Annotated in this window: 10 protein-coding genes; 2 read left to right on the forward strand and 8 right to left on the reverse strand. The window is 64.8% G+C overall.

Annotated features, from left to right (window positions below; translation table 11 throughout):
• Window positions 1–59: 59 nt before the first annotated feature.
• Together AC0J5K_RS16395 and AC0J5K_RS16400 are read right to left on the reverse strand one after the other, a co-directional pair.
• Entirely contained in the window at window positions 60–1103 is a 1044-nt protein-coding gene (locus AC0J5K_RS16395) for a succinylglutamate desuccinylase/aspartoacylase family protein (RefSeq protein WP_048533426.1), read from the reverse strand.
• A 281-nt stretch (window positions 1104–1384) separates the two neighbouring features.
• On the reverse strand, window positions 1385–2038 hold the full coding sequence (locus tag AC0J5K_RS16400; protein ID WP_048533427.1) for a peroxiredoxin: 654 nt from the start codon (window positions 2036–2038) through the stop codon (window positions 1385–1387).
• A 121-nt stretch (window positions 2039–2159) separates the two neighbouring features.
• On the opposite strand from AC0J5K_RS16400, the gene AC0J5K_RS16405 reads away from it, so the two are divergent.
• Window positions 2160–3587: an aldehyde dehydrogenase family protein gene (locus AC0J5K_RS16405; RefSeq protein WP_274565726.1), complete on the forward strand. Its 1428-nt coding sequence runs from the start codon at window positions 2160–2162 to the stop codon at window positions 3585–3587.
• A 6-nt stretch (window positions 3588–3593) separates the two neighbouring features.
• Here AC0J5K_RS16405 and AC0J5K_RS16410 read toward each other — a convergent pair whose 3' ends face one another.
• The 6 genes from AC0J5K_RS16410 to AC0J5K_RS16435 form a co-directional block, all read right to left on the reverse strand.
• Window positions 3594–4886 carry a M24 family metallopeptidase gene (locus tag AC0J5K_RS16410; RefSeq protein ID WP_274565725.1) on the reverse strand — a complete coding sequence of 431 codons (1293 nt, stop codon included), beginning with the start codon at window positions 4884–4886 and terminating at the stop codon, window positions 3594–3596.
• 460 nt (window positions 4887–5346) lie between these two features.
• Window positions 5347–6999 (reverse strand): ABC transporter ATP-binding protein, encoded by a 1653-nt coding sequence (locus AC0J5K_RS16415; protein WP_048533430.1) that lies wholly within the window; start codon window positions 6997–6999, stop codon window positions 5347–5349.
• A 5-nt stretch (window positions 7000–7004) separates the two neighbouring features.
• Window positions 7005–8066, reverse strand: coding sequence for an ABC transporter permease (locus AC0J5K_RS16420; RefSeq protein WP_274565724.1), 1062 nt, complete (start codon window positions 8064–8066; stop codon window positions 7005–7007).
• A gap of 12 nt (window positions 8067–8078) precedes the next feature.
• Window positions 8079–9035 (reverse strand): ABC transporter permease, encoded by a 957-nt coding sequence (locus AC0J5K_RS16425; RefSeq protein ID WP_048533432.1) that lies wholly within the window; start codon window positions 9033–9035, stop codon window positions 8079–8081.
• Between the two features lie 110 nt (window positions 9036–9145).
• Window positions 9146–10753, reverse strand: coding sequence for an ABC transporter substrate-binding protein (locus AC0J5K_RS16430; RefSeq protein WP_274565723.1), 1608 nt, complete (start codon window positions 10751–10753; stop codon window positions 9146–9148).
• A 696-nt stretch (window positions 10754–11449) separates the two neighbouring features.
• Window positions 11450–12172, reverse strand: a complete 723-nt coding sequence (locus tag AC0J5K_RS16435; protein WP_274565722.1) for a WecB/TagA/CpsF family glycosyltransferase — start codon at window positions 12170–12172, stop codon at window positions 11450–11452.
• Window positions 12173–12483: 311 nt separating this feature from the next.
• Here AC0J5K_RS16435 and AC0J5K_RS16440 point away from each other — a divergent pair, with 311 nt between their 5' ends.
• Window positions 12484–13098: a response regulator transcription factor gene (locus tag AC0J5K_RS16440; protein ID WP_074839200.1), complete on the forward strand. Its 615-nt coding sequence runs from the start codon at window positions 12484–12486 to the stop codon at window positions 13096–13098.
• Window positions 13099–13133: the final 35 nt, after the last annotated feature.

Here is a 13133-nt window from a genome sequence, read left to right on the forward strand (position 1 = left end):
CTGCCGAATGATAGCCCCCTGAGCGCGCTTGCGAAAAGGCAGGTTTTCCTGCCCTTACGTCAGATAATCTCGTCTTCGTCGAACAGCGGCGCGGCCTCGCGCTGGGCCGACATCTCGCCCACCACCGCCTCGGCCACCTTCTCCGACGGGGTCAGCGCGATGTGGAACAGCGCGTCGCCCTCATTGACCACCGGCATGTTGGTGCGGCCGATGATGATGCCTTCGATCTCGCTCAGCACCTCTTCCTCGACATCGCCGGTGGGATCGGCCACCACGCCCAGCACCTCGCCCTCGGTGACGTAATCGCCGATGGTGCGATAGGTGCGCAGCAGCCCGCCCAGGGGCGCGCGCAGCCAGCTCGAGCGTTCCGACAGCAGCGGCGGCGTCTTGACCTGCGGCACCCCGCGGGCGCCGATCATGCCAAGCTTATGCATCACCCGCAGTATCCCCGAGAGCCCGGCGCGGGCGGCGTATTCGTCAAACCGCAGCCCCTCGCCCGCCTCGTAGAGCAGCACGTCACACCCCATCTCTTCGGCGGCATGACGCAGCGACCCGTCGCGCAGCCGCGATTGCAGCATCACCGGTGCGCCAAAGGCGCGGCCCAACTCGGCCAGCCGTGCATTGCCGGGGGTCAGGCGGATCTGCGGCAGGTTCTCGCGCCGGATGGCGGCGGAATGCAGGTCGATGCCAAGGTCGGAGCGGGCGACAATCTCGGTCATGAAGATATGCGCCAGACGTGCCGCCAGCGAGCCCGAGGGATGCCCCGGAAAACAGCGGTTGAGATCGCGCCGGTCGGGCAGGTAGCGCGAATGGTTGATGAAGCCGAAGGAATTGACGATCGGCACCGCCAGCAGGGTGCCGGCCAGCCGCTCGATCGGCTTGGCGCGCAACAGGCGGCGGACCACCTCGACGCCGATCACCTCGTCGCCGTGGATCGCCGCCGAGACAAAGACCACCGGGCCGGGGCGTTTGCCGTGAAAGACATGCACCGCCATGGTGACCGGTGTGTGATCGGGCATCTGGCTGACCGGCAGTTCGACGATCCCGTCGCTGCCGGGTTCAAACGTCTTGCCGCCGATTTCAAATGCCGCCCGTTTCGTCATCTTCGTCTTCCGACCCTCTCCTGTCTGTCGCGTCGCGGGATTAGGAGGCATCCGGGTGAGATTGTCCATGGCCGGCGTTCCGCGCCCGCCATGCATAATGCCGGAATGTGTCGCTTGGGGATGTTGGGGCGGAGGTCGGCGCAGAGGTCCCGGCGCGGGGGCCGGGACGGGGTGGTTTCGGGGGCCGCGCCCCGGCCGCCGCGCCGGGGCCTCGACCTTGAGGCCGAAGGGGCCAAGGGAGGGCGACGCGGGGCCGCCTTCCCGAAGCTAGATGGCTTGGTTCAGGCCGGCGCCTTGGTCTTGCGCAGATAGGGCAGAACGGTCTCGAATTCGCCGAACTTTTCCTTGGCCGCCTCGTCGTTGACGGCGGTCGGGATGATCACGTCCTGGCCAACCTGCCAGTTGGCCGGGGTGGCGACACCGTGTTTGGCGGCGGTTTGCAGCCCGTCGAGCGCGCGCAGCACCTCGGCGAAGTTGCGGCCGACATTCATCGGATAGGTCATCGACAGCTTGAGCTGCTTGTCCGGCCCGATGATATAGACCACGCGCACCGTGGCACTGTCGTTCGGTGTCGGATTGTCGGGCAGGTAGTATTCGGCCGGCAGCATGTCAAAGGCCTTGGACACCGCCAGCCCGTTGTCGGCAATGATCGGGAACCCCGCCTTGGTGCCGGCAACAAGCTCGATGTCCTTTTTCCAGCCCTTGTGATCCTCGACGCCGTCGACGGAAATGCCGAGCACCTTGGTGCCGCGCTTTTCCCATTCATCGGCAAGCTGCGCCACCGCGCCGAACTCGGTGGTGCAGACCGGGGTGAAATCCTTGGGGTGCGAGAACAGGATCGCCCAGTTGTCACCGATCCAGTCGTGGAACGTGATGCTGCCCTGGTCCGTCTCGGCGGTAAAATTCGGCACGGTGTCGTTGATGCGCAGTCCCATGGTAACTCCTCTGGTTTGCCCTTCCGGCGGCGCCGAAAGATTTGATCAAATTTCGCGTTCGGTCTCTTGTGACCCCACTGATGTGGTGACACAGTGCCGCTAATCCAAGGGAGGTCAACCAATGATCGAGAAACGCCAGTTCTACATCGACGGTGCCTGGGTGAACCCGGCCGCGCCGCGCGATCTTGACGTCATCGACCCGTCCACAGAAGAGCCCTGCGCGGTGATCTCGCTCGGCGATCAGGCCGACACCGATGCCGCCGTCGCCGCCGCGCGCGCCGCCTTTGACGGCTGGGCCGCGACGCCGCCGGAAGACCGTGTGGCGCTGCTGCGCAAACTCTACGAGATCTACAAATCCCGCGCCGCCGAGATGGGTTCCGCGATCAGCAAGGAGATGGGCGCGCCCATCGACTATGCCAACGCCAACCAGGTCGGCGCCGGCATCTGGCACATGGGCGGCTTCTTCAAGGCGCTCGAGGGGTTCCGCTTCGAAAGCGACTTCACCGCCACCGAAAAGCACCTGAAAGAGCCGATCGGCGTCTGCGGGCTGATCACGCCGTGGAACTGGCCGATGAACCAGGTGGTGCTCAAGGTCTTTCCGGCGCTGGCCGCCGGCTGCACCGTGGTGCTGAAGCCCTCCGAGGTGGCGCCGCTGTCGTCGCTGCTCTTTGCCGAATTCGTCGATCAGGCGGGGTTTCCCAAGGGGGTTTTCAACCTCGTCAATGGCGACGGGCCGGGCGTGGGCACGCAGCTTTCGAAGCACCGGGATGTCGACATGATTTCCTTTACCGGCTCCACCCGGGCCGGGATCGCCATCTCCAAGGCCGCCGCCGATACGCTCAAGCGGGTCTCGCTCGAATTGGGCGGCAAGGGCGCCAACATCATCTTTGCCGATGCCGATGAAGATGCGGTCAAACGCGGTGCGCGGCATTGCTTTGCCAATTCGGGCCAGTCCTGCAACGCGCCAACGCGCATGCTGGTGGAACGCTCGCGCTATGACGCGGCGGTCGAGACCGCGGTGCAGGTGGCCGAGGCAACCCGGGTCGGCCCGGCCTCGGAGGCGGGCAAATTCATCGGACCGGTTGTCTCGGAAGTGCAATTCGACAAGATCCAGAAATTGATCGAGACCGGCATGCAGGAGGCACGGCTGGTGGCCGGCGGACCCGGGCGGCCCGAGGGGCTCAATCGCGGCTATTTCGTGCGCCCGACGGTCTTTGCCGATGTCAGCAACGACATGACCATCGCGCAGGAAGAGATCTTTGGCCCGGTGCTGTCGATCCAGCCTTTCGACAGCGAGGACGAGGCGGTGGCGATTGCCAATGACACGCCTTATGGCCTCGCCGATTATGTCCAGACCCGGGATGACGACAAGCGCCGCCGAGTGGCACGGCGTCTGCGCGCCGGGATGATCGAGACCAACGGCCAGGGCTTTGCCCAGGGCTCGCCCTTCGGCGGCTACAAGCAGTCGGGCAACGGCCGCGAAGGCGGGGCGCATGGCCTCGACGAGTTCCTCGAGGTCAAGGCGGTGTCGGGCTGGGCGGCGGAATAGCCGCGCTCAGATCCGGGGCACCGGCAAGGCCGGCTGAAACGAGGCGTCCGTCAGGGACGCCTCGAAGGGAAATTCCGACAGCAGCTCGATGCCGGTCTCGGTGATCAGCACCTGCTGTTCCAGCTTCACGCCTTCGGGCCCGCCCTCTTCTCCGATGTAGCTTTCGACACAGATCGTCATCCCCGGTTCGATCACCCCGTCATACCCCGCATCGGGAAAATCCGCGCGGTGGTAGAGATAGGGATATTCGCCGGTCATGCCGCAGCCATGCGACGACAGGTAATAGCGGTTGGCGAAATAGCGGTCCGGGATCTCCCAGGCGGCCTCGGCATACTCGCGAAAGCTCAGGCCCGGGCGCAGGATCTCCATGTTGTGATAGACCTGTTCGAGCGCGGTCTGATAGAGCGTTTTCTGCGCGCCCGTGGGCCTGCCCGGCCCGGCGTGAAAGGTGCGCGAGAAATCCGAATAATAGCCGTGGCAGCCGACCACATCGGTGTCGAGCGCCACCAGATCGCCTGCGCCGATCACATGATGCGCGCTTTCCTGAAACCAGGGGTTGGTCCGGGCGCCGGCATTGAGCAGCCGGGTCTCGCAGTAATCGCCATTGCCGGCGATTACCGCCTGATGCATCACCGCCCAGAGCTGGTTCTCGGTCATCCCCGGCCGCAGGGCCGCGCGCAACTCGCCCACTGCCGCCTCGGTCGCGCGCAGGCTGGCGCGGACGCATTTCATCTCTTCCGCCGATTTGATCGCGCGGGCCATTTCCACCGGCGCCTGCGCGTCCGCCACCGTGAACCCCTGTTCGCCAAGCGCAATTGCCGTGCCGGCGTTCAGCCGCTCCATGCCCACCTTGGCGCCGCGGCCGACAAGCCCGGCAATCAGATCGCCCATTTCCGCCGCCCAGGCCTTTTCGCGCGCGGCGATCTCTGGCCCGGCGGCAACGAAACTGGCGGTGCGCGCCGGGCGCACCTCGTCGATGGTGTCGAAGCCATCGGCCAGATGCAGGCAGCCGGTGAATTCGAACAGGATCGCGCGGTCGGCGGTCAGCAACAGATAACGCGTCGGCGCATTGCGCATCGAAAACACCTGCATGTTGCGGGTGCCGGTGGCGTAGCGGATGTTGACCGGGTCCGAGAGGATCACCGCGCCGAACCCGCGTGCCGCCATCTCGTGGCGCAGCCGGTCGCGGCGATAGTGATAGACCGCGCGCAGGTCGATGGCGGCACTTTCCGGCGCGCGGTCGAGCAGCGCAATGGCGGTCAAATCGCTGCGCTCGGCGTGCCAGTCGAAATTTGCCATGGCTGATGTCTCCCTTTACCTGCGGGGACGCTAGAAGCTGTCCGGCGCGGCGCGAGGTCCAATTGCGACGGGACTGTCCCGGAAACGGCACGATTGCCCCCGGTATGCGCCAGACGCAAACCGGGTATGCAGGCGATTCATTGATTTTGAACAGAGAGCGCTTGTTCGACTCAGATGGTTGGCCTACCTGCGATTCATGGCCAAGCGCCATTGGATGCCAACCGCTCAATACCCGAGGAGTGGACCAATGATGACACGTGACGAAATCATCCGCGATGCGCGCACCCGCGCCGGCACTTTGCCGGCAGTGTTTGTCGTCTATGGCATTCTGCTGGCCACGATGGTGGCCACCGGAATGGCAATGACCTGACGCCGTCGCGGCCTTCTAACCCCTTTTGCAATCAGCTTCAATCCGGTTCTTCATGGACCGGACAGGTTTTCGCGTTCGCGCCCCGGAAGGTCAGACGTCGGCCGCCTCGCCGACGTTGTCGACGCCGCGCTCTTCCAGCAGGGTGGTCAGCCAGTTCGGGTCCATCTCGGGCACCGAACTGAGCAGCAGGTCGGTATAGGGGTGATGCGGCGGGGTGAACATCTTGTCCTTGGGCCCCTGCTCCACCACCTTGCCATGCTGCATCACCACCACCTCATCGGCGATCGACCGCACGGTCGCCAGATCGTGGGTGATGAACATATAGGCTAGGTCCAGCTCGTTTTGCAGCCGGTCCAGCAGCTTGAGAATCCCCTCGGCCACAAGCTGATCGAGCGCCGAAGTGACCTCGTCGCAGATGATGAAGCTGGGTTCGGCCGCCAGCGCCCGGGCAATGCCGATGCGTTGTTTCTGTCCGCCGGACAGCTCTGGCGGATAGCGGTTGTAGAACTTGGAGGGATCAAGCTCGATCAGGTCGAGCAGCTCGTCCACCCGGTGTTTCAGCTCCGTGCCCGAGAGGCCGGAATAGAACTGCGCCGGGCGACCGATGATCTCGGAGATCCGCACCTTGGGATTGAGCGCGGTATCGGCCATCTGATAGATCATCTGCGCCTGCCGCAGCTGGTCCTTGGTCCGGTCCTGATAGCGCGGCGGCAGGGGCTCGCCCTGAAACAGGACCTGGCCGTTCGACGGCGGCAAGAGCCCGGTGATCACCCGCGCAGTGGTGGATTTGCCGGAGCCGGATTCGCCCACGACCGCGACGGTCATCCCCTTGTGGATGTCGAAGGAGACGCCATCGAGCACCTTGTCGCCGCCGGTATAAGAGGCATCGACATCCTGCACCGAGATCAGCGGCGTCTCGCCCTCGGGCCGCGATTTCTGCGGCCGTTCAAAGCTGCGCACCGCCCAGAGCGACTTGGTGTAATCCTCCTGCGGGTTGTCCAGCATCTCCTCGGTCGGCTGCTGCTCGACCTCTTCGCCCTTGAGCAGCACCTTGATGGTATCGGCCATCTGCGCCACCACGGCGAGGTCATGGGTAATGTAGATCGCCGCCGTGTTGAACTGATCCACGATGTCGCGGATCGCCGCCAGCACCTCAATCTGGGTGGTCACGTCGAGCGCGGTGGTCGGCTCGTCAAAGATGATCAGGTCGGGCCGGCAGGACATCGCCATCGCCGTCATTGCCCGCTGGAGCTGCCCGCCCGAGACCTGGTGCGGATAGCGGAAGCCGATTTCCTTGGGGTTCGGCAGGCGCAGACGCTCGTAGAGGTCCATCGCATCCTCTTGCGCCTCCATCCGCTTCTGGATGCGGTAGTGCAGCGGCGCTTCGGTGTGTTGGTCGATGATCTTGTGCGCCGGGTTGAAAGACGCCGCCGCCGATTGCGCCACATAGGCGATGCGCGAGCCGCGCAGCGCGCGTCGCTCGCCTTCGGTGGCGGTGGTCAGCTCCATGCCGTCGAACTCGATCTTGGAGCCTTCGACAATGCGCGTGCCGTCGCGGGCATAGCCCATGGCGGCGGCGCCGATGGTGGATTTTCCGGCCCCGGATTCGCCGATCAGGCCCATCACCTCGCCGCGGTGCAGGGTCAGGTCGACGCCCTTGATGATCGGCACCCAGACCTCGCCGGTGTAGCCTTCGATCCTGAGATCCTTGATCTCGAGCAGAACGGATTTGTCGTGTACCATCTAGGTTACTCCTTCAGGCCGGAGGACCGGAACAGCATCCAGTCGACAACGAAGTTGACCGCCACGGTCAGCAGGGCGATCGCCGCCGCCGGGATCAGCGGGGTGATGTCGCCGAACGAGATCAGCGTCGCGTTTTCGCGCACCATCGAGCCCCAGTCCGCGGTTGGCGGCTGAATGCCCAGGCCGAGGAACGACAACCCCGCCACCAGCAGGAAGACAAAGCAGAACTCGAGCCCGAACTCGGCGATCAGCGGCGCCGTGGAATTGGGCAGGATCTCCCTGCGGATCAGATAGCTGTCCTTCTCGCCGCGCAGCTTGGCAGCTTCGATATAGTCCATCACCACCACGTTGCCAGCCACCGCCCGCGTCAGGCGGAAGACCCGCGGCGCATAGATGATGGCGACGGCGACGATGATCACGAAAACCTGCGGCCCGAAGATCGACAGCATCAACAGGGCAAAGATCAACGAGGGGATCGACATGATCACATCGGCGAAGCGGCCCATGAACTGATCGAACCAGCCGCCCTTGGTGGCCGCCAGAAGCCCGGCCGCCGCGCCCAGGAAGAAGGCCGCGATGGTCGCCGCCAGCGCCAGACCCACCGAGTTGCGCGCGCCGTAGATGATCCGGCTGAACATGTCGCGGCCAAGCTGATCGGCGCCCAGAAGCATGTTTTCGTCCGCCGGAGCAAAGGACGAGGCGATGACCTCGCTTTCGCCGTAAGGCGCGATCCAAGGCGCAAAGATCGCGGCGATGGCATAGGTGAAGATCACGAACAAGCCGAAGGCGGCGGTCAGCGGCGCGGTTTTCAGCTCCTTGCCGATCTTGGTGGGCAGCAGCACCACCAGGAACTCGCGGAAGCAGAAGGCGACCCCGGCGGCAAAGGCCAGCACCGCGGCCGCGATGGCGACAAAGCGCAGCGCACCGGTGCCGCCGACGATGCCGAGGATGAAGCTGATGAGGGTCAGCGAGAACAGCAGGATAAACGGCCCGCGCTTTTCATAGAAGGCCGCCAGGCATGATGCGATGATCAGGCAGGCGAAGTAGAGAACGACAAATACGCTCATGATCTCTCTCCCTTACTTCGGATGCCGCAGGCGCGGGTTGGTGAGAATGGCGCCGACATCCGCCGCCAGGTTGAGCAGGATGAAGGTCGCGGCGAAGATCAGGCAACAGGCCTGGACGATCGGGAAATCGCGTTTGGACACCGCGTCGACCAGCGCCTGGCCGATGCCGGGATAGACAAACACCACCTCGACCAGCACGACGCCGGTGATCAGATAGGCCAGGTTCAGCGCGATGACGTTGATGATCGGCGCCCAGGCGTTGGGCAGCGCGTGTTTCACGATCACCTTCCAGGGCGGCGTGCCCTTGAGTCGCGCCATTTCGATATAGGGCGAGGCCAGCAGGTTGATGATCGCGGCGCGGGTCATCCGCATCATATGCGCGGTGACCACCAGCACCAGCGTCAGCGCCGGCAGGAAGGTGCGATGCAGCAGATCGGCAAAGGACATGTCGGCCCGCAGGCTGGAAATGGCGGGGAACATGCCGGTCTTGACCGAGAGATAGAGGATCAGGATGTAGCCGAGAAAGAACTCGGGGCTGGAGATCGAGGTCAGCGTCAGCACATTGGCCACCCGGTCGAACAGCGTGTTGCGCAGCAGCGCCACGATCACACCCAGGGTGATGGCAAAGGGCACGGCGATCACCGCGGCATAGGCGGCCAGGAACAGCGTGTTGATGAAACGTTCGGTGATCAGCGTGCTGACCCGTTCGCCCGAGACGACCGAATTGCCGAAATCTCCGACGACGGCACCGCCGAGCCATTCGAAATATCGCACGAAGGCGGGCTTGTTCAGCCCCATTTCCTCGCGCAGGGCGGCGAGGTTTTCCGGTGTCGCACCTTGGCCCAGAACCGCTTCGGCGATGTCGCCGGGCAGCAGTTCGACCATGAAAAAGATGATGATCGAAATGATCAGAAGCGTGATGAGGCCAAAGCCAAGACGCTTCAGGACGAGGCCGAGAATGTCCCCCATGAGGCTCTCCCTTTGCTTTTATGCCGCGGGGTGCGCGGGTTCTTGGGCCCGGTCAGAGGCCGGTGCGGCGGCCCGGGAACACCCCGGACCGCCACGGCTGATTGCACGGCTTAGCCGTCGAACCACCAGCGGCTGGCGGCGCGGCAGCCGTCCATTTCCCAGCTTGCGGCGAGCTCGCCGGTGTTCTGGACGTTGGAGCGGCGGCCGTAGACGAAGTTGCGGAAGAACGGGATGATCGTGCCGCCATCGTCGCGGGCGATCTGGGCCATTTCGCGATAGATTTCCGACCGCTTGGCATCGTCCAGCTCGGACTTGCCCTGCAACAGCAGCTCGTTGAAGCGGTCGTTGACCCAGAAGCTTTCGTTCCAGGCGGCATCCGCCTTGTAGGCCAGGGTGTACATCACGTCGGGCGTCGGGCGCGCGCCCCAGGCCACGGCACAGAACGGCTTTTTCAGCCAGACGTCGGAATAATAACCGTCGTTGGGCTCGCGCACGACGGTGATGTCGATCCCCGCCGCCTTGGCCTGCTCGGAATAAAGAACGCACATGTCGACCGCGCCCGAGAAGATCGATTCCGCCGAGGACAGGTTGATCTTGAGGTTCTCGTGACCGGCCTTCTTGAGCAGAGCCCTGGCCTGGTCGGGGTCGTAGCTGAGCTGGTCGAGCCCCTCGGGATAATAGGGCTGGGCCGGCGAATGGTGGAAATCGTTGCCGGCGGTGCCCGCACCAAAGGCGATCTTTTCGACGATCTCTTCGCGGTTCATCGCCAGTTTCAGCGCCATGCGCACATCGACATCGTCATAAGGCGCGGTGTTGGTGTGCATCGGCATGGTGATCGCCGAGGCCGAAGGCACGTTGTCCACGATCAGCTGCGGATTGCGCTGCATCAGCGCCATGGTCTTGAGGTCGATGGCCGAGACCGCATCGACGTCACCGGTGACAAGCGCGGTCTGGCGGGCATTGGGATCGTTGATCGCGATCATCTCTACCGCGTCGAAATAGGCGCCTTCGCCGTGCCAGCCGTCATGCCGCTCGAGCTTGAAGCCGACGCCGAATTCGCCATCGACGATCTTGTAGGGGCCGCAGCCGATGCCGTTGCGCCATTCGATGCCGTCCTCGCTCGCCGGCTGGATGGTCAGATGATAGTCGGTCATCAGCCAGGGCAGATCGGCGTTCGGACCGGTAAGCGTGAACACAACGGTGAGGTCATCGGTCTTGGTGATATCCGCGACATCGGCCAGAAGCGCCTTGGCGGCCGAGGTCGAGGCCTCGCCGCGGTGAAAGTTCATCGAGGCGATGACGTCATCGGCGGTGCATTTGCGGCCATCGTGGAACGTCACGTTGTCGCGCAGCTTGAAGGTCCATTCCGAGGCATCCTCGGAGCCGGACCAATCCTCGGCCACGTCGCCGCCCAGGGTCTGGTCGGTGTTGATCAGGGTCAGATAGGCGCGATGGGTGTGGGCCAGGAAAATCTGCTGGATCGACAGATAGGTGCCCGGGTTGTGGGTGTCCGAGGTGTTGTTGTCGTGGATCGCGACGCGGAAGGTGCCGCCGGATTTGGGCTGCGCCTTGGCTTCGGATGTCCACAGGCCGGTGGCGGCGGCGGCGGTCAGGCCGGCGGCGGCCGAATGGCGCATGAAATCGCGGCGCGACAGGCGGCCGAGACGCGCCTCGTGGGACAGCCTGTCGATCAGGCTCAGGTCTTTTTTGTTACGCATGGTCTGTGTCTCCCTGTTGTCATGCGAATGCCCGCCCTTGAGGTGCGGGTCATGCCGTGGCCCCTGCGGGGGCACATCGACCGAAGGTCATGTCTGTCTGTCCACTCACGCGGCAGGACGGGTCTGTCGATCGACGCATTCTGAAATGCTCATCCCTATGTTCCTGTGTGACATCCGCACAGGCGCGCGCGCTCTCGAACCGGTTTGGCAACGCCAGCCCCCGGTGCCGGATGCGTCGTTCCTCTGCGGGAAAACGACACCACCATCGAAACATGATCGTCGGCGCTAATCCACTCAAAATGTCGAAATCTCTTGCCTTTTTCGCAAACTGGCCTCTTGTGACGATTGCAGCAGGAGTGTCAAAAGCGACAGAGGTGTCGTTTTCGCACGGCCTGTTCTGGCTTGCAACCATGGGCCTCAGCTCTCCCCGGCGCGGGCGGCGGCGGCCGGTCGTTCCGCGGCGGATTCGGCAACGGGCGGGGCGGTCTCTGGTCCGCCGGTCCCGCATTCTGGCCGATCACTGCGCGTTGCTGTCACATCCGGTCTCCTCGTCGGAGGAGTGTGGGACGGAATTTGACGGCCACAGGTACGAAAACCGATCTTTCCAGGCCCGATTCCGACCTTTTGGCCTGCCAAAGCCCGCTCCGGCCGTGCCGCGACCGGCGCAATCCGCCCCGACGGCGCCGGACCCCCGGCTCAGAAACGCCCGGCTCCGGGGGCTGCCATGCCGGCTTGCGGGGCAAGCGTCAGCCCCCGGAGCCGGGGCGTGCGGCGCATGTGGCCTGAGCCGACATCGCGCAGAGGCCCGGTGGCCAGGGTAAGGCGCGCGGTCAGCCTGGGCGAGACATCCGCGAGCCAGACGTCGCTGTGCGGCAGCCCGAGACCGGCGATGACGATATCCGCGCCGCTCGCATTGATCGCCGCGACGGTTTCGGTCTCGTTCTCGATGCCGTCCAGACCGTCGCGGGTGCCGACAATCCGCAGACCGGGAATGGCCAGGCAGAGCCGATTGACCACCCGCTCCGCCACGCCGGGCGGGCCACCCACCAGAAAGACCTTTCGCCCGGCCCGCGCCGCCCGCGCGAGCAGACGCGGGAGCAATGCGGGGCCGCTGTGGCGCGCCACCAGCGGCCGGCGCGCCATGCGGGCGGCCAGCGGCACGCAGCGGCCGCCCGGCAGGATCAGATCGGCCGAAGTCAGCGCCGCCCGGTATTCGCCATCGCACAGCGCGAGATTGGCGCAATCGGCATTGAAAAAGGTCAGCCGCTGCGGCTGCTGCACCACCATCAGCGCATCGACCACCATGGCGGGCGAGGCATTGACGAGGTCGAGACCGAACAGCCGCACCCGCGGCAGCGTCGGCGCGGCGGCGGCACAAAGGGCGCGGATGAAGTCGGGCGAAAGAGGGGCGAAACTCATACCGGTTTTCCTGAAGTGGCAACTGAACGCCCGAAGAGGTGCGCCGACCGCAGGGGGATTCTCAACTGTGCGGATGGTGCCCCCCAGCACCGGCCGCGCCGCCGCCTGCCCCTTCGCTCAGGTGCCGCATCCATTGGGCAGAGACGCCCCATCCGTCCGGTCAGGCCAATGTCGCCCGGCTTTTCCCCTTGGGCCACAGCGCATCCTGCGGCAAGATCGCCTGACACGCCTTGCAATTGCCCGCGCTGACACGGTGGGCCGTTCGATCAGGCGCCGCGTGCAGGATGGGAAAGGCAGGAGCAATCAAAATGATGCGGGTGCTGATCGCCGACGATCACGATCTTCTGCGGGATACGCTCAAGGCCTTTCTCGACGCCGAGGGCAGTTTCGAGACCGTCACCGCCGCTAGCCTGCCCGATGCCGAAGCCAAGCTGCGCGCCGGCGCGGCCTTTGATCTGATCCTGCTGGATTACGACATGCCCGGGATGAACGGGCTCGACGGGCTGGCCAGGATGATGGCGCAGGATGGCGCGCAGCGGGTCGCGATCATCTCGGGCACCGCCAACCGCTCGGTCGCCGAGACGGCGCTGGCCAAGGGCGCCGCCGGCTTCCTGCCCAAGACGCTTTCGGGAAAATCGCTGGTCAATGCGGTGCGCTTCATGGCGGTGGGCGAGCAATACGCCCCGCTCGACTTCATGCGCGCGGCCGAAGAGGACGAGGCCCACCCGCTGACCGACAAGCTCTCTCCGCGCGAACTCGAGGTGCTCGAAGGCCTGACGCAGGGCAAGTCCAACAAGGAGATCGCCCGCGACCTCGATATTCGCGAGCCGACGGTGAAGCTGCACATGAAGACCCTATATCGCAAGATCGGCGTGTCGAACCGCACGCAGGCGGCCATTGTGGCCAAGGATGCCGGGCTGTTCTGACAGCCCCCGGACGACAGCCCGATCCTCGGGACGTT

This window comes from Marinovum sp. E3 (assembly GCF_055755275.1).